This is a genomic window from Anaerolineales bacterium (assembly GCA_015075625.1).
In the GTDB taxonomy this organism is placed as follows: domain Bacteria; phylum Chloroflexota; class Anaerolineae; order Aggregatilineales; family UBA2796; genus UBA2796.
The window spans coordinates 1,122,558-1,147,003 of the sequence record JABTTZ010000002.1; the positions used below are offsets into that span (position 1 = coordinate 1,122,558).

General features: G+C 57.4%; 22 protein-coding genes. 11 read left to right on the forward strand and 11 right to left on the reverse strand.

Annotation, left to right across the window (positions count from 1 at the left end; all coding sequences use genetic code 11):
* Positions 1-34: 34 nt before the first annotated feature.
* Entirely contained in the window at positions 35-949 is a 915-nt protein-coding gene (locus HS103_13380; protein ID MBE7513793.1) for a LysR family transcriptional regulator, read from the forward strand.
* Between the two features lie 45 nt (positions 950-994).
* Here the strand turns inward: HS103_13380 and HS103_13385 are convergent, their stop codons facing one another.
* Positions 995-1,183, reverse strand: coding sequence for a hypothetical protein (locus HS103_13385; protein MBE7513794.1), 189 nt, complete (start codon positions 1,181-1,183; stop codon positions 995-997).
* Between the two features lie 139 nt (positions 1,184-1,322).
* Between HS103_13385 and HS103_13390 the strand changes: the two genes are divergently transcribed.
* Together HS103_13390 and HS103_13395 are read left to right on the forward strand one after the other, a co-directional pair.
* The gene (locus tag HS103_13390; GenBank protein MBE7513795.1) at positions 1,323-2,081 is read left to right on the forward strand and encodes a polyprenol monophosphomannose synthase; all 759 of its coding nucleotides are present in this window, start codon (positions 1,323-1,325) and stop codon (positions 2,079-2,081) included.
* A 2-nt stretch (positions 2,082-2,083) separates the two neighbouring features.
* Positions 2,084-6,196 (forward strand): oligosaccharide flippase family protein, encoded by a 4,113-nt coding sequence (locus tag HS103_13395; protein MBE7513796.1) that lies wholly within the window; start codon positions 2,084-2,086, stop codon positions 6,194-6,196.
* Between the two features lie 20 nt (positions 6,197-6,216).
* Here HS103_13395 and HS103_13400 read toward each other — a convergent pair whose 3' ends face one another.
* Positions 6,217-7,431: an anaerobic glycerol-3-phosphate dehydrogenase subunit B gene (locus HS103_13400; GenBank protein ID MBE7513797.1), complete on the reverse strand. Its 1,215-nt coding sequence runs from the start codon at positions 7,429-7,431 to the stop codon at positions 6,217-6,219.
* Complete coding sequence (gene glpA, locus HS103_13405; protein MBE7513798.1) at positions 7,424-9,064, reverse strand: anaerobic glycerol-3-phosphate dehydrogenase subunit A; 1,641 nt, start codon at positions 9,062-9,064, stop codon at positions 7,424-7,426. Before glpA ends, HS103_13400 begins: the two co-directional genes overlap by 8 nt.
* Positions 9,065-9,149: 85 nt before the next feature.
* Here glpA and HS103_13410 point away from each other — a divergent pair, with 85 nt between their 5' ends.
* Positions 9,150-10,391, forward strand: a complete 1,242-nt coding sequence (locus tag HS103_13410; GenBank protein ID MBE7513799.1) for a hypothetical protein — start codon at positions 9,150-9,152, stop codon at positions 10,389-10,391.
* A gap of 4 nt (positions 10,392-10,395) precedes the next feature.
* Here the strand turns inward: HS103_13410 and HS103_13415 are convergent, their stop codons facing one another.
* From HS103_13415 to lspA, 4 genes are read right to left on the reverse strand one after another with little or no spacing between them, the layout of a single operon-like run.
* Positions 10,396-10,893: a hypothetical protein gene (locus HS103_13415; GenBank protein MBE7513800.1), complete on the reverse strand. Its 498-nt coding sequence runs from the start codon at positions 10,891-10,893 to the stop codon at positions 10,396-10,398.
* 29 nt (positions 10,894-10,922) lie between these two features.
* Positions 10,923-11,690 (reverse strand): hypothetical protein, encoded by a 768-nt coding sequence (locus tag HS103_13420; GenBank protein MBE7513801.1) that lies wholly within the window; start codon positions 11,688-11,690, stop codon positions 10,923-10,925.
* Between the two features lie 2 nt (positions 11,691-11,692).
* Positions 11,693-12,346 (reverse strand): sigma-70 family RNA polymerase sigma factor, encoded by a 654-nt coding sequence (locus tag HS103_13425; protein ID MBE7513802.1) that lies wholly within the window; start codon positions 12,344-12,346, stop codon positions 11,693-11,695.
* Positions 12,347-12,405: 59 nt separating this feature from the next.
* Positions 12,406-12,939 carry a signal peptidase II gene (gene lspA, locus HS103_13430; protein MBE7513803.1) on the reverse strand — a complete coding sequence of 178 codons (534 nt, stop codon included), beginning with the start codon at positions 12,937-12,939 and terminating at the stop codon, positions 12,406-12,408.
* A gap of 259 nt (positions 12,940-13,198) precedes the next feature.
* On the opposite strand from lspA, the gene aroA reads away from it, so the two are divergent.
* The 6 genes from aroA to HS103_13460 all read left to right on the forward strand — a co-directional run bounded on the left by aroA (position 13,199) and on the right by HS103_13460 (position 20,192).
* Positions 13,199-14,473, forward strand: coding sequence for a 3-phosphoshikimate 1-carboxyvinyltransferase (aroA, locus tag HS103_13435; protein MBE7513804.1), 1,275 nt, complete (start codon positions 13,199-13,201; stop codon positions 14,471-14,473).
* A 482-nt stretch (positions 14,474-14,955) separates the two neighbouring features.
* Positions 14,956-16,074, forward strand: a complete 1,119-nt coding sequence (gene coxB, locus HS103_13440; GenBank protein MBE7513805.1) for a cytochrome c oxidase subunit II — start codon at positions 14,956-14,958, stop codon at positions 16,072-16,074.
* 31 nt (positions 16,075-16,105) lie between these two features.
* Positions 16,106-17,833, forward strand: coding sequence for a cytochrome c oxidase subunit I (gene ctaD / locus HS103_13445; GenBank protein ID MBE7513806.1), 1,728 nt, complete (start codon positions 16,106-16,108; stop codon positions 17,831-17,833).
* Positions 17,834-17,931: 98 nt separating this feature from the next.
* The gene (locus tag HS103_13450; GenBank protein ID MBE7513807.1) at positions 17,932-18,519 is read left to right on the forward strand and encodes a heme-copper oxidase subunit III; all 588 of its coding nucleotides are present in this window, start codon (positions 17,932-17,934) and stop codon (positions 18,517-18,519) included.
* 55 nt (positions 18,520-18,574) lie between these two features.
* Complete coding sequence (locus HS103_13455) at positions 18,575-19,609, forward strand: hypothetical protein (GenBank protein ID MBE7513808.1); 1,035 nt, start codon at positions 18,575-18,577, stop codon at positions 19,607-19,609.
* A 7-nt stretch (positions 19,610-19,616) separates the two neighbouring features.
* On the forward strand, positions 19,617-20,192 hold the full coding sequence (locus HS103_13460; protein ID MBE7513809.1) for a biotin transporter BioY: 576 nt from the start codon (positions 19,617-19,619) through the stop codon (positions 20,190-20,192).
* A gap of 238 nt (positions 20,193-20,430) precedes the next feature.
* On the opposite strand, the gene recF is transcribed toward HS103_13460, so the two are convergent.
* From recF to HS103_13480, 4 genes are all read right to left on the reverse strand, one after another.
* Positions 20,431-21,645 carry a DNA replication/repair protein RecF gene (gene recF, locus HS103_13465; protein ID MBE7513810.1) on the reverse strand — a complete coding sequence of 405 codons (1,215 nt, stop codon included), beginning with the start codon at positions 21,643-21,645 and terminating at the stop codon, positions 20,431-20,433.
* 65 nt (positions 21,646-21,710) lie between these two features.
* Entirely contained in the window at positions 21,711-22,394 is a 684-nt protein-coding gene (locus HS103_13470) for a hypothetical protein (protein MBE7513811.1), read from the reverse strand.
* Positions 22,395-22,400: 6 nt separating this feature from the next.
* The gene (locus HS103_13475; protein ID MBE7513812.1) at positions 22,401-22,628 is read right to left on the reverse strand and encodes a sulfurtransferase TusA family protein; all 228 of its coding nucleotides are present in this window, start codon (positions 22,626-22,628) and stop codon (positions 22,401-22,403) included.
* Positions 22,629-22,639: 11 nt separating this feature from the next.
* Positions 22,640-23,014 (reverse strand): Rieske 2Fe-2S domain-containing protein, encoded by a 375-nt coding sequence (locus tag HS103_13480; GenBank protein MBE7513813.1) that lies wholly within the window; start codon positions 23,012-23,014, stop codon positions 22,640-22,642.
* Between the two features lie 178 nt (positions 23,015-23,192).
* Between HS103_13480 and HS103_13485 the strand changes: the two genes are divergently transcribed.
* Complete coding sequence (locus tag HS103_13485; protein ID MBE7513814.1) at positions 23,193-24,443, forward strand: hypothetical protein; 1,251 nt, start codon at positions 23,193-23,195, stop codon at positions 24,441-24,443.
* Positions 24,444-24,446: the final 3 nt, after the last annotated feature.

Below are 24,446 nucleotides of genomic sequence, written 5' to 3' on the forward strand. Positions count from 1 at the left end.
TTTGATATAATCTATCGATAGAAATGATGAACAAATGAGACCATCCGTGGAAATTCGGCAGTTACAGACCTTTCGCACCCTCGCTAGAACGCTCAGCTTTACGCAGACGGCAGCCAATTTGAGCTACGCCCAATCGAGCATTACGGCGCAGATTCAAGCCCTAGAGGTGGAGTTAGGCACACCGCTTTTGGATCGCTTGGGAAAACGGGTTGTCCTCACCGACGCTGGACGGCGTTTTTTGTCTTATGTCGAGAAGATTCTCGCCCTTCTTGACGAGGCACGTGAATCGATCAACGTTGGGGAAACCATCAGCGGGACGCTTGTTGTCAGCGCAACGGAGACGCTTTGCACCTACCGTATTCCCCCACTGCTGAAGGAATTTCGCACCCGCTACCCGGAAGTGAACCTTCAGTTCAAGCCGCTCCGCTGGCTGCAACTGCGCTCTGAGGTCTTAAATGGGGCGCTGGATATTGCTTTTGCCCTCGATCACCTTCGTCCGGTGAATTCGTTGGTGATCACCCCCCTGATTTACGAGCCGATCTGCCTTATTGCCGCCGCCGGGCATCCGCTGGCAGAACAAGCGGTTGTCTACCCCGCTGACCTCGCCGGAGAGACGATTCTTTTCACCGAACAGGGGTGTTCCTACCGGACGATGTTTGAACAGGACTTGGCAGAGGTGGGTGTTTACCCGCGCACCCAATTTGAGTTTATGACAGTGGACGCCATCAAGCAGTGTGTGATTGCCGGCTTGGGGGTCAGCGTGCTGCCCGAAGTGGTTGTGGCAACAGAGGTGGCAGCCGGAACGCTCGTGGTTTTACCCTGGGCGCGGCGCGATTTTCACCTTCACACGCAGATGATGATCCACAAGGATAAATCGGAGTCCCGCACGCTGAAAGCCTTCATAGACTTAGCGCAGATGATGCTCTGTGGGGAGGAAATGCCCGTGTAGGCGTGATTTCCAGAAAAAATCCCTCGCCCCTCAGCTGCTACAGCGCTAGGCATTACCCACATTGTGGGGAAGGTGAGAAAGAGACCACGTATGAGCAATATCTTGGAGGCAAGACCCGCCGCTGAGATAGATCATTGTCGATGCCGTGCGATCCAGCGCTGCTGCCTCGTTCGCCGTCAAGATCGCCAGCGCCATCGAATCCCCTACGGGTGGGCTGCGTTGGCGAGATATCATAAAAATGATGTGCGGTGGGGCAAAGGGGAGACCATCAAAAGCCGCAGGGGATGGCTGCCTTTATCCACTCTCAATAGCCCTCCCGCCCGATCCGTGATAGGATTCACGAATATTTACCAAACCACCCAAACCAGTGAACATGATGCCTGACGCACCCAAAACAATCATTGTCGTCCCCACCTATAACGAAAAAGAGAACCTTGCCAACCTAACCGAGGCGCTCTTAGGGTTATCGATTCCCAACCTGACCATCCTCATTGTGGATGATAATTCTCCCGATGGGACGGGACGCATTGCTGATGAACTTACCGCCCAAACAGAGCATATCCAGGTGATGCACCGGACAGGAAAAAAAGGCTTGGGAACGGCGTACACGGAAGGGTTCATCTGGGCAATCAACGAGGGGGCGGATTATATTGTCCAGATGGACGCCGATTTCTCGCACGATCCGAAGGATGTCCCGCGCCTTTTGGCGGGGCTGGCAGAGGCGGATTTGGTGATCGGCTCGCGTTATACAAAGGGCGGCAAACTTGATGAGCGCTGGAGTTTCCAGCGTCGCTTGCTCAGTTGGTGGGCAAACCGCATTTGGGTTGATTTTATTCTAGGAACGCGCATCAAAGATGCCACAGCGGGCTTTCGGGCATGGCGGCGCAACACCCTGATCGGCATGAACTTGGCGACGATTCGCTCAAATGGCTACGTTTTTCAGGTGGAAATGTCCTATTTGGCGCGGAAATTGGGCTACACCATCCGCGAAATCCCCATTTATTTTCAAGATCGCCGCTATGGTGAGTCGAAGATGGGTTTCAAGGTACAGTACGAAGCAGCAGTGGGGGTTTTTCGTCTGCGGCGGCATTATGGACGGGTGACACCGGCGGATCGGGCGATGGGGGGCTAACCTTGCTCAGACGCCTGCGCTCCACCATCAGCCGCCCCGATGTTCTCATTTCGGGGTTCTTTTTCCTCCTCCCTTTGGCGTTTTTCTGGCAAGTCACCCTCGGCGGAAAGACCCTGATCCCCGCCGATAATCTCTACCAAGTTCAGCCTTTTGCCGCCTATCGTGAGGCGCTTGGTGTCCCGCCCGTTGCCCACAATATGCTCGTCTCCGATCTGCTGCTGGAAAACATTGTCTGGAAGCAGTTCATCCGTGAGAGCCTTGCCGGAGGGGAACTTCCCCTGTGGAATCCCTACTTGTTTACGGGTGTCCCCTTCCTTGCCGCCGGGCAGCACTCGGCGCTTTACCCTTTCAGCCTCATTTACTATGCCCTCCCCCTACCCGCCGCCTATGGCTGGTTTACCGTCAGCCAACTGTGGCTGGCGGGGCTGTTCATGTACCTTTTCATGCGCGGCATGGGCGTGGGACGGTGGGGGGCGGTCTTTGCTGGAGTCGTCTTTCAACTGAGCGGGTTTTTCCTGATCAGCGTCGTCTTTCAGATGATCATTGCGGGGGCGGCGTGGCTGCCCTTCCTGATGTTGATGGTCGAATTCACCTTGCGCCGCGAACCCTTCGCGGGCAAACCCGCTGTTATTCCCTGGGTGGCGGGTGGGGCGGTGGGTCTGGGGATGACCATCCTCGCCGGGCATGTCGAATTCGTTTACTACGTCCTGCTGGTCATGGGCTTTTGGGCTGGTTTGCGCTTGCTGCACCTGCTGATCAGCCGCCGCACCTCATTCCTTCAAGCGGTGCAGAAGGGCATCACCTTGCTTGCCCTTGTTGGGTTAGGCATTGGCATTGGCGCGGTGCAGTTCCTCCCCTTTTTGGAATTGGCGGGCGGCAGCTTCCGAGAGGGGCGCAGCACCTTTGAGCAGATTCGCGGCTATGCCTTTCCCCCCCGCCATGCGCTCATCTACCTGATGCCCAACCTCTTTGGCAACCCCACGCAGCACACCTATTTTGATGTCTTTGCGGGCGAGACACGCCCCGTCGCCTGGACGGTCAACGGCGCCACCCTGACCGATACGATGATGCCCGGAGGGAAAAACTATGTCGAGGGCGCTGCGTATGTCGGTATTTTGACGCTGTTCCTAGCCGTGTTAGGGGCAACTGCCCCTCAGCCACGCCCTGATCTCGGTAAGGGAGACATGGACGCTTTGAGAGGCGTCTACCGCAGCCTGATCGTCCTGCTTACCCTCGCTGCGGGGTCGTTCACCTTCGGGACGATCACCTATGCCCTCCTGTATTATGGACTGCCTGGGTTCAATCAACTTCATTCTCCTTTTCGGTGGGTTTTTCCGCTCACGCTCTGTTTGGCGGCATTAGCAGGCTTTGGTGTGGATGGACTGCGGCGGCTGGATGGGGACCGCCTGCGCCGGTGGGCGGCGCGGTTCGGTTATGCCGCTGCCGCACTCGGTGGGGTCATTCTCGCTGGCTTGGTTGCCTCGCGGCTGTTCTATGATCGTTTGGAGACGGTTATGGAGGCGCTCTACAAGGGGTTAGCTGGCGCGGACTACGCCTACCCCTCCGCAGAAATTTTTTACAGCGTGAAGTTCCGCGATGTGTTGATTTTTGCCCTGATGCTGATTGGCGCGGGAATCGTCTTGATTCTGTTCCGTCGCCGCCCGAAGATCGCCCCATTTGCAGCGGTGACGCTGATCGCTGCCGATCTGGTGATCGCCTCGGCGGGGTTCAATCCGGCGGCTGATCCAGCGTGGTTGGATTTCACACCGCCTTCCATTGCCTTTTTGCAGAGCCAAAACCCCAAAGAATGGCGGCTCACCGCCGTTCAAGGGCAGACAGCAACGCTGAATGCAAACCTTGCCTGGCGGTACGGCTTACAAGACATACGCGGCTACGACAGCATCATCACCCGCGCTTATGTTGACTATATGACGCGCATCCAGCCGCAAACGCAGCTTCTCTACAACCGCATCGCCCCAATTTTTCCAGACACCCTTCACCAAGCGGTGGAGTCTTTCTGGCTGCCCTTGATGGGCGTTCGTTACCTCCTCTCCGAAGGGGAACTCCCACTCGCCGCATTTCCCCAGTATCGGCTCGTCAGCCGCGATGAGGGGGTGGTCATCTACGAAAACACAGAGACATTTCCCCGCGCTGTTCTGATTCAGGGTGGGGCAAGCCGCTTGGCAAATTTCAGCGGTGCGATTAGCACCTGTTGGCAGCTTGATGAATCTCTCGTTGAACAGACGGGCATACAGGGCGTTCCGGCGGCGCTCACCGAGGCGAAAAACAATCAAGTCATCGTCACCGTTCAGGGAGGCGAGCAAGGTGGCTGCTTGCTTTTGACAGATAGCTATGCCTCTGGCTGGCGGGTGTATCTTCGCCCCGAAGGGTCGCCAGAGAGCGCCGAACAAGAGGCGCTCAACAGGCATGGTGACGGTTCGCCAGACACCCCCGCGCCAAGCCGTCTGTTTGGCAACTTCCGAGGGGTGGATATTCCCCCTGGCGCATGGACGGTGCGTTTTCGTTATTCCCCGCCCTCCTTCCAAATTGGGGCGTTCACGTCCTTCCTCGCCGTAATGACACTCATCCTGATGGGGATGATCATGGCGTGGGGGCGCTTGCGGGCGGGTGGGGAGGCGCTCAGCAGCGGTGGGCGCATCTTCAAAAACACCGCCGTGCCAATCCTACTGAATCTATTCAACCGAGGGATCGACCTTGCCTTTGCCCTGATCATGCTTCGCCTGCTTGGTCCCGCCAACGCCGGAACGTATTACTACGCCATCGTGATCTTTGGCTGGTTCGATATTTTCACCAATTTTGGACTGAACACCCTCCTCACTCGCGAAGTAGCACGGGATCGGGCGAGTGCCGGACGGTATTTGCTCAATTCAAGCCTCTTGCGCTTGGGGTTGGCGGGGGCGGGCATCCCGCTCTTGATCGGCTTTTTAGCCATTCGGGGGGCGCTCACCCCGCCGCTGGATGGAATCGCGATTGCGGCGATCCTTCTGTTTTACGTCGGGCTGCTCCCGAACAGCATCAGCACGGGGCTGACGGCGCTCTTTTACGCCTTTGAACGCGCCGAAGTTCCGGCGATCACGGCGGGCGTCACGGCAATTCTAAAAGCAGGGGTGGGCTTGCTGGCACTCGTCAGCGGCGGCGGGGTGATCGGCTTGGCGCTGGTGAGCATCCTCCTCAATGGGATCACCCTGATCATTTTAGGGGCACAGGCGCGTTCGCTTCCTCCGGTAGAGACAGCGGAAACGGCAAACGTGGATCGGGCGCTCATGGGCGGGATGCTCCGCGCGGGCTTCCCGCTGATGCTCAATCACTTCCTCGCCACAATTTTTTTCAAAAGCGATGTTGTCCTTTTGGAGGCGCTCAAAGGGGCAAGCGTTGTTGGAACGTACAGCACCGCCTACAAGTGGATCGATGCGCTTGGGGTGATTCCCTCCCTGTTCACGATGGCGCTGCTGCCGCTGCTCTCGCGGCAGGCGGTGGAGGATAAAGCGGCGCTCTTGCGGACGTGGGGGTTCGGCGTCAAGCTGCTTCTGATGGTGGCGATTCCGGTGGCGGTGGTGACAACACTCCTCGCCTACCCGCTGATTGGGCTGCTTGGCGGGACACAGTTTTTGCCGGACGGGGCAATCGCCCTCCAACTGATGATCTGGTTTGCGCTCATTGGCTGGATCAACAGCCTAACCAATTACGTCCTGATCGCCCTTGATCAACAGACGAAGATGCGTGAGGCGTTCTTTGCCGGGGTCAGTTTCAACATCATCGCCAACCTCATTTTGATCCCCACCTACAGCTACCGTGCCGCCGCCGTTGTGACGATCTTTTCCGAACTGGTGCTGCTGGTCATGTTTGCGCGGCTGCTGCGGCGGGCGGCAGGGGCGGTGGATTGGGTGGGATTGCTGTGGCGGCAGGCGGCGGCGGGGGGCATGATGATCGCCGCCGCTGTGCTGATCGCCCCACATTCGTTGATCTTGGCAGGGATTGTCTCGGTAGCGGTCTATGGCGCGGCGTTTGCTGTACTGCGTCCCTTCACGGCGTGGGAGATGGAGCGTTTGCGGGGTAGCCTCCCTCGGCGCTCATCTCCTTCCCCCGCCGCGTAAACGAGAAAGGGTCAGCGCTCCTAAGCCAACGCCGATTGAACGGCTTTGTAGGCGGTGGCAAGGGCGACCCCTTCGCTCGTCTCTAAGGGTGATGGCGCACCAGACGGGTGGGCAATGAGATGCCCGGCGGCGTAAAGCCCCTCGGCAAACGGTTCACCCGCCTCATCGAGGGGCTGCATCGCCTCATCCACCCTGATCCCCACATGGTGAATAGGGTGTCCGCCCGCCGCCAACATTGTCTCCGCAAACCACCCTGAGCGATCTTTGGGGTACTGGACAGGAAGGTTAAAAATACCTTCCCAGATATGCCCCCGATCATCGCTGAACAACCCCCCGCCATACAGGTTTCCAGTGGCAAGGATCACCGCCCGCGCCCGAAACGGTTGTGGTTTTCCCACCGCTTCGACCTCCACCCCAACAACGCGCCCCTGTTCGATGAGTCCCCGCCCAACAGGATGCCCAACCTGCATCCGCACCTTGTGATCCAAGAGGTAACGGCGAATCGCATTGTAAAGGCGAGTCCCCGGCACAGAGGGCGGCAAGGTTGGCACTTCAAAAACAGGGACGCCCAACAGCGCCGTGAGATCAGCAATGGCAGCCTGTGGATCGGCAAGCCCCAAAACCGCCGGAAAGCCAACAGCGGATATACCTTTCAAATGCCCCTTAATCTGCTCGGCAGCTGCCTGACGCACAGCTGCTGCGTCAAATTCACGGGCGATCTCCGTCGGCGGGGCGTCCCACAACCGATCTTGGTTGGGGAGCGTCACATACACGGCGTTTCCAGAGAGCGCCGGATAGTAATCGCGCCAGCCGGCGAAGCCAACGAAAAGGGGTGTATCCCCCATAGACGCGGCATAGCCCGGCGGGACAAGCGCCGGAGTTGCCACCCCGCCAAGCGCTGTGCGCAGCGTCCGATTGCCCACCCGTTCGCCTGTATACGGCAAGCCAATCGCAGCGCTTATGGCGAGGAACGATTCTACCGCTTTCATGATCACCTCTGCCCCCACAAGAGCATAGGGATGATTGGGGTGGGCGCGAACGAGATCGACCAACCCGCGCCGCACATCCCCATTCGCCGCATCCAGAAGGCTGATCCATCCGGGCGTGACAATGGGCGAACCAATGCCTTGCGCGATTAAGCGGATTTTCGCCCCGCGTGCTTTCCCTTGCTCAAGGGCAAAGAGCGCCGCTGCCAACCCCGCCCATCCTGCCCCAACAATGATCACATCATCCATGTGTGGCGCTTTCTTGTGGGGACTGTGTTTCGCTAGTGCTGGCGGTCAGACCCAATGCGCGGCGGTAGATCATCTCATCAAGAAGTGCCTGACGGAGTTGATGCCCCCATAACAGGGGACGGTTGCCGCGAAACCGTTCTTCAACAAAATCGTGCAGGGCGCTCACTGTTTGAGGGGCGGGAAGGTGCTGCATCTCACCAAGGATGCCCGCCGTTCGGTAGGCACAGAATCCCCCCTGACACGGACCCATCCCCACGCGCAGATCGCGGCGCAGATCGTCAAGGCTTACGCCTTCTCCAGAGACGCTGATCGCCGCCTCAATCTGCGGGCGGGTGACCAGTTCACATTCGCAAATGAGTCCGCTGTGGGTTTCGCTGCGCTCTAAGACCTGAAGGCGGTTTGTTAGGGCATGGAAACGGTTGCCATGTTCCCGTGACCAGCGGGGGAGCGGTAGTTGGATGCCCGCCGTTGTACAGGGGCGTTTTATGTTTAACAGTTGGCAGACCTGATCGCCGATTTTCTCTGCCATTTGGCGGTAGGTGGTTAGCTTCCCGCCGACGATAGAGAGCATCCCCGCTGCGTCGTCGGCGCTGTGATCGAGTGTGGTGAAGGTGCGGGTGATGAATCGTCCCTCGTCGTCTTCCTCGGCGGTGTGTTCGTCATGCGCCTCGCCGCCCCCTGTGCCGCCCGGGTCATAAAGGGGGCGCACCCCCGCCCACGCCCGCAGCGCCCGCGCCCGCCGAAAGTTGGGGATCATCACCTCTCCCTCGTCAAGCATTTCGCTGACTTCCTTTGGGGTGATGCTCAGATCGTCGGGGCGTTCAACGGTCACTGAGGTTGTGCCGATCACCGCCACCGTCCCCACCGGAACAAGAATGTCGCCATCGCCGGGCTTTGTCAGGCGGTTGATGATCGTGTTGACCCACCGGACGTTTATGGCGATCATGATCCCCTTGCTCAGGCTCATCCCAATCTGAACACCGGCTAATTTGCCCACCTCCCCCGCCCATGGTCCCGCCGCATTAACGATCACCTCACTATGGACGCGGATTTCTTCTCTCGTCCGGCGGTGGCGCAATGTTGCCCCGCGCACCCGTCCACCCTCAACATGAATCGCGCTGACGACGTGATAATTCAACGTCTGTCCGCTATAGGCTGCCGCCCCTTCCACAAGGGAATGGGTCAGTTCAAAGGAATCACAGGCGGCGTCGGGGACGCGGTAAACCTCACGAACAGCCGGATTTAGGTGTGGTTCAGCGCGGAGCGCTTCGGCGGGTGTCAGCCGTTCAGTGGGAATGCCCACCGCCGCACAACCTTGCAGCCAGAGCGGGACATACGCCGGATCATCAGGGGGAAAGGCGGCAAACCACCCTCCGGTGTCCTCTAAGACATGGGGGGCAATCTTGCGTAGGATGCGGTTTTCTTCAATACATTCCCGCGCCGAGAGCGGATCGCGGACGACATACCGCGCCCCAGAGTGCAGCAAGCCGTGATAGCGCCCGCTTGTCCCCGTGCCAATGTCGTTTTGTTCGGCAAGGATAACCTTCAGCCCGCGCACAGCAAGGTCAAAAAGGACGCCGGCACCCGTCGCCCCACCGCCAATGACCAAGACATCACAGGTAAGTGACTTCATAAATTCTCCATGAATGAATTATAGCGGCTGTGCGGAAAGTGCGGGAGGCGGCTATAATGTCGGCGGGTTCGGGAAAGGATCACTCTTGGTAGAGACCCTCGTCCACATACGCACGGCTGCCCCACTGTTCATGATCATCCTGTTCGTCGCGGGTGCGGCGTGCTGGCTTTTGGCGTTCCGCTTTTTCACCCTGAGCCGGACGGAATCATTTTGGCGGCGGCGGCGGGCGGCGGGGCAGCAGGGCTTTCGCCTTGCCCTCATTGGCAGTTCCGCCCTCTTTGCTGGCATCCTTGCCGGCGGTGTGAGCATTGGCGCTGAGCTTGTCACCCGCCAAAGGATCAATGAGACGGCGCTTTCCCCAACCCTAGAGACGCCAACGGGGGCTGCCGTTGAGGTGGCGAGTACACCGACCAGCGAGGGAACGCCCACGCCCGAACCGCCCACCGAAACGCCTTTCCCCATGCCCGTTATGCCCAGCGCAACACCCATCAGCGGGACGCTGCTTAGCCCCTCTCCCAATGCGACAGAGACAACCACGCCCACCGAAACGCTCACTCCCCGCCCCCTGGTTGAGATCGCCTCGGCAACATCCCCCCCCCGCCCCACCCTGACACCAAGCCCAATCATGGCGACAGTGACACCCACACCGCCCGCTTCGACAACGGCTGAGCCGGATGCCATTGGGGTGAACAGCACCGCCCAAAAAACACCAACGCGCACCGATTCACTCTTGGCGACGAATACCCTTCGTCCCACGCGCACCCCAACTCCAACGCACACCCCGTCTCAGACGGCAACCTTTACGCCTTCGTTCACGGCAACCTTTACACCCACGTTTACTGCCACAACACCCTTTACACCAACGGCACTTCCCACGAATACGGCGACGCCAAGCGCCACGATCCCCCCCTCGTCAACGCCAACGGCAACCTTCCTCCCGCTGACGGTTGCCGGCGAACCAACCCTTGCTTCTAGCGTCACTCCGGCGGCAACGGCAAAATTAACGCTCTACGCTTTCGCCACCCAAATCAACCCCGATGGCACACCGCTGAACCCTACCACGCGCTTCCGAACGGGGTTAGGGCGCTTGTATTATTTCGTCTCGGCAGAGGACATGCGGCGGGGGGTGATCTGGCGGCGCGAACTCTGGCGGGGGGGCATTTTGCTCAGCGCCGAGGAAGGGCTGTGGGTAGGGGCGGAGACGAGCAGCCGCTATTATTTCGTAGGGTTGGAAGGGGGATTCACCCCCGGAAATTACGAGATTCGCCTGTATATCGGGCGGGAAACCCCGATTCCGGCGACGGTAGGAGCTTTTGTGGTGGAGTGATTGGCTATAACAAAACGATGGTTTCGTCATCGACATAGACAACTTCAACAGGTGTACCGAGATCGGGAAACGAATCCAGCACCAGAACCGCCGTTCCCACCTCGTGGGTGTGCTGATATTCGCGCCCATCAGGGGTGGTGAAGCGGTAGGTAAGCCGGTGGATGCTCACCTGCCCACGTCGTGTCCGTATTCCCCGACAATCAACGATCACACCGGGAAGGATGCGCCCCTGATCGCGAAGGCGGCGCAAAAACGGACTGGGAATCCACGCGAGGATGAACACGGCAATCGCCGCGAGGAAAAACACCCACACACCGAATTTGGCAATACCTGCCTCATCCGAGGGGCGGTAAAAGGTGATAAGGTAACAGCCATAGAGGATCAACCCCACCGCCCCTAAAAGGGTTGAGAAGCGGGCGGGGGATTCGCCTGTCACCTGTTTGTGAAAGCGCGGATCGCGGCGAAAGATACCATCCTCATAATGATTTGTCCGGTGATTCATCGTGTTTGGTGCCGCACCGCGCCTCACCCTTACCCACCAAATCCCCCACTGAAAGCGGCGGCTAAGATGAAAAATACGCCAAAGGCGACTCGCGCCACAACTGCCGCCCGTGTGGATTGGTAGTAAGCGCGGAAACAGAGGACGACGATCATCATCAGGAAGGGTTGGACGGCGGCATACCACGTCCCCGGCGCCGGACTCATGATCAAGCTGACAACCAGAAATAAAAAGGCTGTGCTGAAGATGCCAAAGCGTGTATCCCCTGTTGCCCGCGCTGTGGTGGGGTAAACAATTCCGGCAAAGACGAGGGATTCGGCAAGTGGTTGCAAGAAAACCGCGTAAACCGCCGCGACAAGCCATGCCAAAGCATTTCCCTCGCGCAGACTGTCCATCACCGGGGGAATCACTTGCCCACCCTTCAACCGCAGCAGCACCCCTAAAAGATCAATCGACCACGCCAAGCCAAGCCCAATCAAGAAGATATAGAGCAGCGTGTTGCGTCCGGTGGGGTGGGTCACCTGTAAGGCAGTTCCCCACCCCGCGCCCATCCGCCGCCGTGCAAACTGGACGATCCCGATGGTGATCACAGCGGCACTCACGATTCCGCTGAGCGCCAAGACACGAGGGCTTGGCACAGCACGGTTAATTTCACCAGTGATGACACTGATCACCGAGAGGGCGGCGATCCATACGACACCATAGGCGGCGAGGATGAGCAGCGCCACCGGACGAGCAAAAAAAGGTGGGTCTTCCGCCGCTTGAAGGCGTGCCATAAAGGACGGGCGTTTGGTTGTCATTGTCACTGTTCAAAAAGTTCCAAAATGTAATCGGGCGAAAGCCCTTGATCGGTCAGGCTTGTGCGGAGTTTTCGGCGGGCGTCAAAGATCAGCTTGTAGAGGGCGTTGCGATTCGTCCCCATCCGCTCAGCAACGACCTCCAATGGAATGCCCTCAATGATCACTGCCTCCATTGCGGTGCGCTGGCGCGGTGTTAAGACCTCGCGGAAGGCGTTTCGGACGCGCTCCAGAACTTCGCCCTTCTCTGTCGCCTGTTCAGGGCGGTCAGGGGGGGTGCTGTTCACGCTGGCAAGGCTCAGTTCCTTGAGGTCGCCATTTTCTGTCAGCGCGTCAAGGCTGAAATCGCGGTAGCGACTGCGCCGAAGCTCGCTGATGGCGATGCGCACGGCAACTTTTGTCGCCCATGTCGTAAATTGGCTATCCCCTCGGAAGGAATCGAGGTTGTCAAGGACGCGAAGTGTTCCTTCCTGAACAAAATCTTCCGCCATGTGCTGCAATTCTTCGCTGGCACGCCCAGCAAGGTCGCTGCGCTCATGGCTTAGGTAGTAGTAAATGCCCCGTTGTAGACGAACGCGCAGATCAGCGATTGCCTGCTCTCGGCGCTCCCCATCGCTGCGTAAATCAGCCAGCCATGCCTCGTTTGTGCGATCCGACACGCTGAGACCCCATTGAAAGGAAAAGAAAGTAGGTGGAATTATAACCCATGAAGACACCCCTATGATGGGTTTTTTGGCGAATCGGTAGTCTGTTTTTGGCGTTCCTCATAGCGCCACAAAACGATGAACAAGATCGCCATCCCAATGACAATGGCATGATCGGCAAAATTAGAAACATTCGTGATCACACCGGGCAAGCGGAGGACAACCCAATCAACGACATAGCCAAAGCGGAGGCGATCCAGCGCATTGCCAAGCGTCCCCCCCAAAACCATGCCGAGGGCGATTCGCGCCGCCCAATAGCCAGGGGGAATACGCCGATAGTAGAGGATCACCCCCACCGTCATTCCCACAGCAATGATCAGAAATATATCGCCCAATTGCGGCAGCAAGCCGAACGCCGCCCCTGTATTATAACTGAGGGTAAGGCGGAAAAAGTCCTCCAAAAAAGGCAGTGGGGTGATGATCTCTCCCACCGTCAAGGTGCGCAGGATAAGCCCTTTCGCCGCTTGGTCAGCAAGGAAAACGACAGCCGCACTAAGGATAAGGATCAGCCATTCACGGCGGCGTTGGGTGGGTGAGCGTAACATCATAAGGACACATTATAGCGTTAATCAACTCACCTTACGCAGTTGGGTTTGTTCACCCTGTATTCGTCGAAAGGGGCAGTTTGAGGGGGCTTCCCCCTCAAAAAAGTGCATTCCCCCTCTCCCGCCACGCGGGAGAGGGGGTTAGGGGGTGAGGGTCTGTGCGTAAGGTGAGTTAATCAATTTACTTTCCCGCTGATTCGCGGTATTGTCAGGGACGGAGATCAATGGAGATCAGACGAGGCACAGCGGGAAACACACGCCTATGACAACCTATACCGTCCGCCCCTTAAATCGCCCTGTGGATGCCGATGTTGCGGTACCGGGATCAAAAAGCATCACCAATCGGGCGCTTCTTTTAGCGGCACTTGCCAACGGTGAGTCTGTGCTTGAAAACGCTCTCTTTAGTGAGGATTCCCACTGGTTTTCTGAATCATTGCGGCGGATGGGGATTGTCGTTTGGGAAGATGCCGCCCATGCCACGATGACGGTACGCGGCGAAGGCGGGACATTTCCCGAAAAAACGGCAGATTGCTTTGTTGGAAATTCCGGCACAACCGCCCGTTTCATGGTAGCGGCGGCGGCGTTAGGGCGGGGCGATTACCGCTTTGATGGCGTGCCGCGTATGCGCCAACGCCCGATTGCCCCCCTCTTGGATGCCCTTCGCCCTTTGGGGACGCGCTTTAGTTTTGAGGCAGACGCCGATTGTTTCCCCTTGATCGTTCATGGGGAGGGCTTGCGCGGCGGGGAAACCACCCTTGATGCGGCTGCCAGCAGCCAATACCTGACTGGACTGCTTATGGCGGCGCCCTACGCCGAGGGGGATGTGACCATTCGCCTTGCCGGGGAACTCGTCTCCGAGCCGTACATTGATATGACCATCCGTATGATGGCACAGTTCGGCGTGCAGGTGAGCATGGGGAAGGGCGTTTTCATGACCCGTACCGGTGGGCGTTACCGAGCGCAGCGCTATATTATTGAGCCAGACGCCAGCAATGCAACCTATTTCTTTGCCGCGGCGGCGCTGTGCGGTGGGCGGGTGCGTGTGCCGAACCTTCCGGCGCTCTCGCTGCAAGGCGATGTGGGTTTTGTCGATGTCTTGGCACAGATGGGCTGTGCCGTGACGAAAACGGCGGAGTACATCGAAGTTCAGGGGACGGGGACACTGCACGGCGTTGATGTGGATATGAACGCTATTAGCGATACGGCACAAACCCTCGCCGCCATCGCCCCCTTTGCCGATTCGCCCGTGCGCATCCGCAACATTGGTCATATTCGGCATAAGGAGACGGATCGTATTCACGCTGCCGTCAACGAGTTGAAGCGGTTGGGCGTCGATGCCGAGGAGTTTTCCGACGGGTTGATTATCCAACCCTCAGTCGTCCATCCTGCCGAAGTGCAAACCTACGACGATCATCGGATGGCGATGGCATTCAGCGTCATTGGCTTGCGGGCGGAAGGAATCACCATTGCCAACCCAGAGTGTACGGCAAAGACCTTCCCCGATTTCTTTCAACGGTTTGAGTCACTTTACACGTAACCAGAGGACACCCCCACTGAAAAGGGGGATATGGTAAGGAACGCTACCTGTCCTCGACACGAAAATGGCTTGTCTGGGAACTAGGGTGTGTTGACATTGTAACCCTAGTACACCCGCCGCTAAAGCAGCGGGCTGAAAGCAGCCACCCCTTCGGGGCTTGGAAACCCTACCCTCCACCTCGTAAACAGAGAGGGGGACTCTCTCCCCCTTTCCCTGTGTACGGGGAAAGGCGACTGCTGCGCAGTAACCGGGGGGGATAGGGGTTCTGAACCAAACACGTCAACAGGCGAGATCGCTTATGATCCCGCACCCTGTAAGGGCGCAATGCTTGCGCCGCTACTCATATTTCACCGATGGACACTTCCTCACACCTTTCCCCGTCCCCAAAATGAAACTCCTTGTTATAATCGCTTTCATATAATGAAAACTCTCACAAATGCGCCCTGCTTCGGGTTCTATTCAAAAGTTCGGAGTGCTTGCCTGTGAAGACTAGTCGCGTCATACCCTTCCTCATGGTGGGGGCGGTCTTCGTTGTGATCGGCGTCCTTGTTGGCTTAACGGTGCGGGTCTTTCCCGTCCAAGCCTCGGCGGAATCGGTCAGCGTTGATGCGCTCTTCAATTTTATGCTCGCCATTGCCGTCGTCGTCTTTTTGATCGTGGAAGGTGGAATCATCTACTCGATCCTTCGGTTTCGCCGCCGCGCCGGTGACGAAACCGATGGGATCCCCCTGCATGGGAACACCGCGCTAGAGATCACCTGGACGACGATTCCGGCAATTATCGTCTTTGTGTTGTCCATCGTTAGCTATCAGGTCTTTGCCGCCACCCGAGCGCCTTCCGATGATATGCTGACGGTGCGCGTGCAAGGGCAGCAGTTCCAGTGGACATTCTTCTACGACATGCCGCCGGATAGCGACCCCGCTGTGACACCGGAACTTCGTGAGCGCATTGCCCAATACATGGTCAGCGCTGATCTTTACCTCCCCGTCGGGCGGCGTATTCAGGCAGCGCTAAGCTCCCGTGATGTGATTCATGCTTTCTACGTCCCCGAATTTCGGATCAAAGAGGACGCCGTACCCGGACGCACGACGAATGTGTACTTCACGCCGATCAAACCACTTGAATCGTGGGTGCTGTGCGCCGAACTGTGCGGGGTTGGTCATGCCGCGATGTCGCAGATCAACCGCATTTTTGTTGTAGAGGAAAGCAGCTATGAAAAATTCGTGGCTGATCTTTATGCCCAAGCGAAAGAAACCGCCAACAACCCCCGCGCCCCAGAGGTAGGGAAACAGTTAGTGGCACAAAAATATCCCTGTGGGACGTGCCATGTCATTGGCGAGCTTGGCTTGAAGGGGGCTGTTGGACCCTCCTTGAATGGCGTTGCCACTCGTGCAGAGGGTCACGCCGCCGCCAGTGAAGGGTTGTTTGGGGGGACGGATGCCGCTGCCTACCTGCGCGGCTCGCTTGTGAAACCAAACGCCTACGTTGTCAGCGGTTATGACGCCGGACTGATGCCGCAAAATTACGGCGACCCAACGATCATGTCCGAGGATGACTTGGAAGCGATTATCAACTACCTGTTGACCCTGAAAGCAGAATAGACCGAAGGCAGTTTAAGAAAGAGGTCTTCCTATGGCGACATCGGTTGGGACGGCACCACGCGCCGCCGCACGCCCACGCGGGGCGTTGAAGTTCTTTACGTGGAGTATCGACCACAAGGTCATTGGGATTCAATACATTGCCGTCGGTCTACTGTTTTTCCTGATCGGCGGTCTGTTGGCGGAGATGATCCGCATCGAGTTGTTCACTCCGGCTGCCAGCCTGATGGTGGACGGCGGGGCGTACAACACGCTGTTCACGATGCATGGGACGATCATGCTCTTTTTCTTCGTGATCCCCATCTTGGCAGGCTTTGGCAACTACCTTGTACCGCTCATGCTTGGCGCAAAAGATATGGCCTTCCCTTGGCTGAATGCTTTCGCCTTCTGGTTGATCCCTCCGGCAGGTGTGCTGATGTTGGCCGGATGGCTGGTGGGGCCTCCTGGTGCTGGTTGGACGAGCTATTTTCCCCTCTCTGGCCCACTTTACAGCCCATTGGATGGGCAAACTCTGTGGGCAATTTCGCTGCATCTTTTGGGGGCATCTTCGATCCTCGGCGCGATCAACTTCATCGTCACCATTTTGAATATGCGCCCGCCGGGAATGACGATATGGCAAATGCCGCTCTTTTGTTGGGCAATGCTGGCAACCTCGATCATCATTCTGGGGGCAACGCCGTTCCTTGCGGGCGGGCTGACATTGATGCTCTTTGATCGTCTTGCCGGAACAAGTTTCTTCAGTCCGGCGACGGGTGGCGACCCACTGCTATGGCAGAACGTCTTCTGGTTCTACAGCCACCCAGCAGTCTACATCATGGTGCTGCCGGCAATGGGCATCCTCTCGGAGATTTTATCGGTACATGCCCGTAAATCCGTCTTTGGCTATCGCTTTGTCGCCGTATCCAGCATGGCGATTGGCATATTGGGCTTTCTTGTCTGGGGACACCACATGTTCACTTCGCTGGCGCCATGGGCGCGTATCCCCTTCATGATCACCTCAATGATCATTGCCGTGCCAACTGGGGTGAAAATGTTTAGTTGGATTGGGACGCTGTGGGGGGGGAAAATCCGCTTCACCACACCCATGCTCTTTGGTTTGGGCTTCCTCTCCATGTTCGTCATGGGCGGGATCACCGGGGTGTTTTTGGGGTCTGTGCCGGTGGATGTCCACCTCCATGATACCTATTTCGTCGTTGCTCATTTCCACTTCGTCCTTTTTGGGGGAAGCGCTCTGGCAATCTTTGGTGGGATTTACCATTGGTTTCCGAAAATGTCTGGGCGGATGTATAGTGAGCGCTTGGGGAAACTCCACTTTGCATTGACTTATATTGGGTTCTTCCTCACCTTTTTCCCGATGCACTTTTTGGGGATGGAGGGGATGCCGCGCCGGATTTACACCTACGATCCGAAATACACGCTCTTGAACCAACTGGCAACCGTTGGGGCGCTGATTATGGCGGTTGCTGTCGTGCCGTTCTTGATCAATCTCATCGTCTCGATGATTGCCGGAAAACCTGCCGGGAATAACCCCTGGCGGGCGCTCACGCTGGAATGGATGACTTCCTCGCCACCGCCAGAGCTGAATTTTGAGGGGGTGATCTTCCCCGCCCCCGATCCATATGGGTACGGGACGCCGGAAGCCGCCGCCTACCTTGCCGGAGAGGGCAAGCTGTCCATTGCCCCAGCGGGCGGGCATGGTCACGGGGAGGCAGCGTCGAAATCTTCGGCGGGGAGCGACGAGCCGCCTATTGCGGGGGACTAAGCGCAGGGGGATCACGGGGCGCATCTAGGGGGTATTTGCCAAGCCTTCTGGATGCTGCCTACACAAAAGTAGACAGTGAGTGGTACAAAGGATGCTCCATGTCGGCACAATTCAGCCCCACCGTCGGGTATGAAGAAATCTATCTGCGCGAACAGGCGCTGCGCAATGCCCGCACGGGACTGCTGCTCTGGCGGATTACCAACGGGCTTGTTTTTGCCTTTTTCGTCTTTGCCAACTTCCTGATGCGCAATGTCCAACCGAGTTGGCCCCCACCGGGTATCCCTCGCTTGGAGATCGGCTTGCCCATTGTGATCACGCTTGCGCTGATCGTCAGCGGTGTGTTTGCCTCGCGGGGGTTAGCGGCGATCCGCGCTGGTGACGAGAACGCCCTGCGGCAAAACCTGTTGATCGCGGTGGGGTTGGGGGTCGCCTTTTTCGTCGGCATTGTGATCGTCACAGCGCGTATTCCCCACAGCGGGGCGTACAGTTCGATCATCCTGGCGATGAATCTCTTTCACGCCCTTCATGTGCTGGTTGGGGTTGCCCTTTTGGGTATTGTCACTATCCGTTCAGGAGGCGGGCGCTACACAGCCGCAAACCACTTCATGGCAGAAGGAGCTGTTGTTTTCTGGCATTTTGTGGACGCCATGTGGCTATTTTTCTTCCTCGTGATTTATGTCTTCTAGGGGTATCATTGCCCATAAGTGACTTAGCATTGCCTCTTGCACAAGGACTCTCGACGTGATACTTCCCTTTTCTCTACGACCCGGACTCTTGCGCAGCATCATTGGCGCGGCTGCCTTTGGCGCAGCATTCAGCATGGTCTACCGTGCCTTTGCGCAAGGTGAATACTACGCCATTGCCGCAGCGTTTTTCCTGTTGCAGGGCTTCCTTTTTGGGGGGCTGCGCGGGATGCTCATTGGTGGGGTATTTTTCGTCCCCGCCTATTTCTTACTGCACTTTCCAATCGCGCAGCAGAGCGATCCCTTTGGGAACATTCTGCTGACCCTTGCCGTGTATGTGGGGGCGGTGCCAACGATTTACCTTGCCCACGCCTTTGTGCTGAAGAAAATCCTCGGCGTGATCATCTCGGCGGCAGTGATCGTCCCCGGCTATGCCACACTGTTGATCGCCCCCGGTTTCATCAGCACCGCCATTCCCCTTGTTTACCAGCGGGGGCCAGGTGTGAGTGTGGGGGCAAGTTTGGTCTTTGCCGGGTTTGGTCTTGCCTTTGGCTACCTGTGGGGGATTGGTGCGGTGAGCGCGGGGGCATCTGCCCATGAGGGACCGAATTATTACGCTGCTGTTGCCGAATTGGAACAGCCCAAACCGCGCCCTGTCCGCCAACTGCGCGAACAGGTGACAAAAGCGCTCCCCAACATTTTGGCACATGTCCAGCCGATGATTCGCCCAATAGTGATTACCCTCGGCGTGATCACGCTCGTTACGGGAGCGATCTTCTTCGTGGCGCTCAACCCAATTGTCCCTGTCTCCCGCGCCCAGACCTATAACACAGCAGCCAGCGCCACCCAACTGACGGGGGAAAAGCTGATCACCTTCCTTGTCTTTGGCGGGGTAATCATCGGCGCAATTGTCAGTTTGGCGGCGTTACTTGCCGTTGGGATCAGTGTTTTAAACCGTAACGTGAATGTGGCGAAAAAAGAGCAGGTAGTTCCGGCAAATATCAAAGGGACGAAACTTGCCCGTTTGGGAAATTTTGCCCTCGATTGGGTGCGTGACATTCTGAACGGTGTTACCAGCGTTTTCCGAGGATAAGAGGACTTTGACCACACAAATTCAATCGCGGACAATGCCCCGGTGGGTTATCACCGGGCTGCAAATCGGTTTGTTTGTCACCTTATTAACAATCAGCGCAAAAATTCGCTTAACCATTCCCGGCACGCCCATCCCCATCACCATGCAAACACTCGCCGTCTTGCTGACGGGGATGATTTTGGGTCCGGTGAAGGGTGCGGCGGCAGTGATCGCCTACGTCGGCTTGATCTGGCGGGGAGTCCCGCTGGATGCGAACGGGTTGGGCGCGGCGGCGCTGATCAGCCCCACAGCGGGCTACCTGATCGGCTTCATGCCCGCCGCCTTCCTCGCTGGGATTGGTTGGCAGGCGAAAGGGTGGCAGCGGTTCTTCAATGCGCTTGGCTTTGGGCTGATCGCCGTCGTCGTCATCTTTGCCTTTGGTTGGTTGGGGTTGTTCACCCTTATGGGCGCGGCGGATAAGGCGTTCATGGCGGGGGTTATCCCCTTCGTCTTTATTGATTTTGGGAAGGCGCTGCTTGCCGCTGCCCTCGTCACGTTGGGGCGGGAATCATGGGCGCGGTGGTTTGGGGCGGAACTATCGTAGTGGGGGTAATTCCTCATTCCCTAGTAGACCATCAAGAAGGTACCCATAGAAAGAAACAGCCCTCACCCCCTCGCCCACAGAATTTCTTCCCTTTCTCCGCGTGCGGGGAAAGGGGTTCTTTTAGAAATCACTGTGGCGGACTACTAGTTCCCGGACAAACCCTTTAGGGCGGGGTGATCCATCCTAGCCCGTCCCCGTTTAGGGGCGGGCGCGGGGTTAAACCGGTAGTCACCGATCATCACGGTGTGACGATCTGCCCGCTGTTCACCGTCCAGACGGTTGCCTTCGCCAAAAACCCCTTTGTAAAAATATCGGGTTCTGTCGTCGTCAGGATGGACTGCCCCGCCCCGTCGATTCGCTCTAAGAGGAAAGCGCGGCGGCGTCCGTCCAATTCGGCAATAAATTCATCCAGCAGCAGCACGGGGCATTCTCCCGTCACCTGTTCCATCCAGCCCATCTCTGCCAATTTGATCGCCAAAACCGCCGTGCGTGCCTGCCCTCGTGAGCCATACAGCCCCAGATCGCGCCCATTGACCATAAAGCGCAGTTCGTCCCGTTGTGGACCGACAAGGGTCATGCCGCGCTGGATTTCTTCACGGCGGAGACTGGACAAAGCCTCTTTGTATTGGGGGGCAATCTCGGCGGGCGTTAGTTGGCGATGAATATCCAGCCCTAACACGTTGAAGGAAAGCTGCCCGTCGCCTTTTCCGGTGGGCTGAAAACTCGGCTGATAGATCAGTTCGAGTGTTTCGTCGCCGCCTGTCAGTTGGCGGTGAACCTGTTGGGCAAGCAGTTCAAGCTCACGCAGCAGCCGCTGTCGCCCACTGATCATGATACTCCCCGCCGCGACCAATTTATCGTCCCAAAACGGAAGTTCACTGGCGCTGGCTTGGCGCTCCCCAATCCGCCGCAAGAGGGCGTTGCGCTGTTGGAGCGCTTTATCAAAGGTTTGAAGTGCCTCGGCATAGGTGGAGTCTACCTGCGCAAGGGTGATGTTCACATAGCGGCGGCGATCCGTTGGCGACCCTTCGATCAGGGCGAGGTCTTGCGGCAGAAACATGACAACAGTGATGGATCCCATCAGATCAACGACGCGGCGTTTCACGCCGTTCACCTTGATTTCCTTCCGAAAGCGAGGGCTTCCATCAGCATCTTTTGCCGTGCTATCACGGTAGATGGTGATGTCGATGCGCGTGATTGTCTTACCCTTTCCCAACACATCTGCTGTGATGCGGCTGTGGGGTAAAGGGTCGTTTTCGGCACGCCAATTCAGCAGTTGGCGATCTGAGGATGTCCATGGCGAACGTGCTGTCGCTAGGTAATAAATGGACTCGATCAGGCTGGTTTTCCCTTGCGCGTTCGCCCCACAAACAAGGATCGCACCCGTCGGAAGGGTCAATTCAAGGCGCGAGTACAGCCGAAAATTGGTCAGGGAAAGGTGTTGGAGGTGCATCAGCACATCCTCCAACGAAGCGGCAAGGGGTGCGCCAACACTAGGAGGGCAAGGTATTCCATCAGTTACTTTGTCAGGCGCAGCGCTTTTGTCGCCGGAGTGAACACAGTCACATCGTAATAGGGAAACTGTGCTTGTGTCGCCTGCGCGCCCACATAAAGCCAGCGCCCGCTTTCTGTCTTGATTAAGACGATGCGTAGTTCGTTGCCGCGTTCAATGCCTTCCACAAAGGCAGCCGTACCCGCCACATTGGGATAGGGTTTTGCTGCCGTAAACCGCGCCCGGTCTCGGTTCAGGGCGTCGATCAAGGCGTCAAGCTGCGCAGCCGGTTCGCCGTAATCCGTGCGTAGTGTCAACTGTTGGCTAAAGACATCTAAGGCGTCTACGACGACATAGAGAAAGGGTCCGGCGGTGGTGCTTGTGTCTGTTGCCCCATCGGGGGAGAGAACAAAACTCGTCTCGCTGCGAAGGGCTGGCGGCTGCCAATTATCTGGGGCAAGCAGGCTAACGCCAAGGGTTGGGAGTTCAACGAAACTGAGGCTGGTCACCGTTGGGGGCGGCGGTGGGACGCTAGGGGGCGGCGTGCCGATGCGCTGGATAAGCAGCATACCAACGAACGAAAAACCGACGAGCATCCCAAGCAGGGGAAGCCAACGGGCGCGAAAAGGGACTTCAGCAGGGGCGTTATTGCCTTCCCCCTCAACAGTTGGTGGGGCAGGCGGTGTATTTATTGGCGGTGAAGGTGTCATAAAGGGTCAGGCTTTTTCAATCAAAAACCGGCTGCGCCCGTCGGAAAGAGACTCGCATAGAAGCAAAGGAAACCCGCGCACTTCGCACCATGCGGCAATTTTTTCCGGCGCATCGGGGTCGCTTGTTGTATATTCAAACACCTCGCCAAAGCGCAGCCGCGCCAGCCGCGCCGCAAGGTAGAGAAGAATTTCATAACAAATTTCGAGATTCGAGTCAAAGGTGTCAGCGGGCATGGCAACCACACTTAAAAGCGAGCGCGAACTTTCGATGGATCATCCGTCTCCCACGCCACATACACCTCACCACCCTCTACCCGCGTCTCGAAGGTGCGCAGCATCTTCTTTTGTTTTACATCATCGACCATCGGCATGGGCCAATGCTGTACAGACCCGTCACGAATATCGAATTTACTGCCGTGCAGGTTGCAGGTGAGAACGCAGTTTTCTACTTTGGAATCTTTGAGCGGGTAGAGCATATGGGTGCAATAGCCTTGTACCATATAGGCGCTTTCGCCTTGCCGGATCACCACATAGCGCTGCCCATTGACGAAAATATTCACGGCTTTATCAGAAGGAAGTTGTTCAAGGGCACAAAGTCGAATCCATACTTTACCAGGCATTGTGTGAAGGCTTTCATGAGTTTTCAAGAGTGGAATCTATATAGAGTCTAGCAGAAACGTAAGAGGAAACCAAACGTTCTGTACGCTCTCTCATCACCTTCTTTCTGACACCAACGGTACGGTGTGCTATGCTTACCCAAACTGTTGACCAGTGAACAACAAGGATATAGTTGAGACCATGGATCACAACAAACGAATTCCTCTCTTGGCGGGCATTCTTGCCCTTGCCCTCGTAGCGACCTTAGCTCTTTCGGGGATGGGCAGCCGTTATGCCGCACAAGGGGATATCGCCACCTCCACACAGCCCCCCACCCCCGAAGGGAACGGCGGTACGGCAACGTGGACAATTGGGGAGCCGTCTTTTGAGAGCAACTACCCACGCGGGTTCACGATCAGCCTAAACGCTGAAAGCAGCGCTGGACGGATCACCGGAGCAACCGTTTTTTGGCAGCACTCGCCAAAGCTGCGCAACCGCGTCCCTGGCAAAGTTGCCGCAGACGGAAAAAGCGTGATCGCAGTGGCTGACCGTGTGCAAGTGCCGCAGTGGGTGGCGGTGACATATTGGTGGGTGCTGACCGATGAAAAAGGCAACAGCTATCAAACCGAACGCCGCGACACCCTCTACGAGGACAATACACGAGTATGGAATCATTTGGAGAGCGAAGACCTCGTTATTTACTGGCAGCAGGGCGTCCCCGATAAAGTTGGCGAACTGGCGGTGAAAGCGATGGACAAAGCACGTCCCATCTACCGCCAACGGTGGGCAAAGCCTCTGGGCTATCGCCCCCACGCGATCATTTATGCTGATTACGCCACGTGGGAGGAATGGAATCGTGGGGTAGGGACTTCGGTGGGTGGTGTCGTCACCGCCGGACAGACGAGCGATAGTTGGGGTGGTACGGCGCAGGTCTGGCTGCCTTCTTACTACGACGCCGAAACGCTTGCTGATGACATTATCGTTCATGAGGTAGCGCACCTCTATCAGTATGCCAATGGCGGCACAGGGCAAGATTTCTGGTTCTTTGAAGGGAATGCCACCTACTTTGAACTCTTGAGCGGGGCGTCCAAGTTAGAGCGCGTGCGCGATCTGGCACGTTCAGGGGAACTGCCGTCCTTGCAAGCGGGCGGTCCTAGCGCACGAGGTCGGTTTGCCCTCGATGCCTATAACATTGGCTATGCCTTTTGGTTGTGGGTTGAGGAAACCTATGGGGTAGACGCTCACAAGCTGATTTGGAAGCTGATTGACGAGGGGCGCGGCTGGAAAAATGCCCTTGAAACAGTGACTCAGTTGAACTTCATTGATATGGAGACAGCCTTTCGGGCATGGGCAGGGGCGACGAATGCCGTTGCGCCAACGCCGATTCCTTCACCGACGATGTTCTTCTTCCCCTCGCCAACCTACGAACCGACCTCGACGCCGAAGCCGTAGAGG

What these genes read in the sequence shown, in the direction of transcription:
- HS103_13380 (MBE7513793.1), top strand. Translation starts at nt 35, where the DNA reads ATGAGACCATCCGTGGAAATTCGGCAGTTACAGACCTTTCGCACCCTC.
- HS103_13385 (MBE7513794.1), bottom strand. Translation starts at nt 1,183, where the DNA reads ATGATATCTCGCCAACGCAGCCCACCCGTAGGGGATTCGATGGCGCTG.
- HS103_13390 (MBE7513795.1), top strand. Translation starts at nt 1,323, where the DNA reads ATGATGCCTGACGCACCCAAAACAATCATTGTCGTCCCCACCTATAAC.
- HS103_13400 (MBE7513797.1), bottom strand. Translation starts at nt 7,431, where the DNA reads ATGGATGATGTGATCATTGTTGGGGCAGGATGGGCGGGGTTGGCAGCG.
- glpA (MBE7513798.1), bottom strand. Translation starts at nt 9,064, where the DNA reads ATGAAGTCACTTACCTGTGATGTCTTGGTCATTGGCGGTGGGGCGACG.
- HS103_13415 (MBE7513800.1), bottom strand. Translation starts at nt 10,893, where the DNA reads ATGAATCACCGGACAAATCATTATGAGGATGGTATCTTTCGCCGCGAT.
- HS103_13420 (MBE7513801.1), bottom strand. Translation starts at nt 11,690, where the DNA reads ATGACAACCAAACGCCCGTCCTTTATGGCACGCCTTCAAGCGGCGGAA.
- lspA (MBE7513803.1), bottom strand. Translation starts at nt 12,939, where the DNA reads ATGATGTTACGCTCACCCACCCAACGCCGCCGTGAATGGCTGATCCTT.
- aroA (MBE7513804.1), top strand. Translation starts at nt 13,199, where the DNA reads ATGACAACCTATACCGTCCGCCCCTTAAATCGCCCTGTGGATGCCGAT.
- ctaD (MBE7513806.1), top strand. Translation starts at nt 16,106, where the DNA reads ATGGCGACATCGGTTGGGACGGCACCACGCGCCGCCGCACGCCCACGC.
- HS103_13450 (MBE7513807.1), top strand. Translation starts at nt 17,932, where the DNA reads ATGTCGGCACAATTCAGCCCCACCGTCGGGTATGAAGAAATCTATCTG.
- recF (MBE7513810.1), bottom strand. Translation starts at nt 21,645, where the DNA reads ATGCACCTCCAACACCTTTCCCTGACCAATTTTCGGCTGTACTCGCGC.
- HS103_13470 (MBE7513811.1), bottom strand. Translation starts at nt 22,394, where the DNA reads ATGACACCTTCACCGCCAATAAATACACCGCCTGCCCCACCAACTGTT.
- HS103_13475 (MBE7513812.1), bottom strand. Translation starts at nt 22,628, where the DNA reads ATGCCCGCTGACACCTTTGACTCGAATCTCGAAATTTGTTATGAAATT.
- HS103_13480 (MBE7513813.1), bottom strand. Translation starts at nt 23,014, where the DNA reads ATGCCTGGTAAAGTATGGATTCGACTTTGTGCCCTTGAACAACTTCCT.
- HS103_13485 (MBE7513814.1), top strand. Translation starts at nt 23,193, where the DNA reads ATGGATCACAACAAACGAATTCCTCTCTTGGCGGGCATTCTTGCCCTT.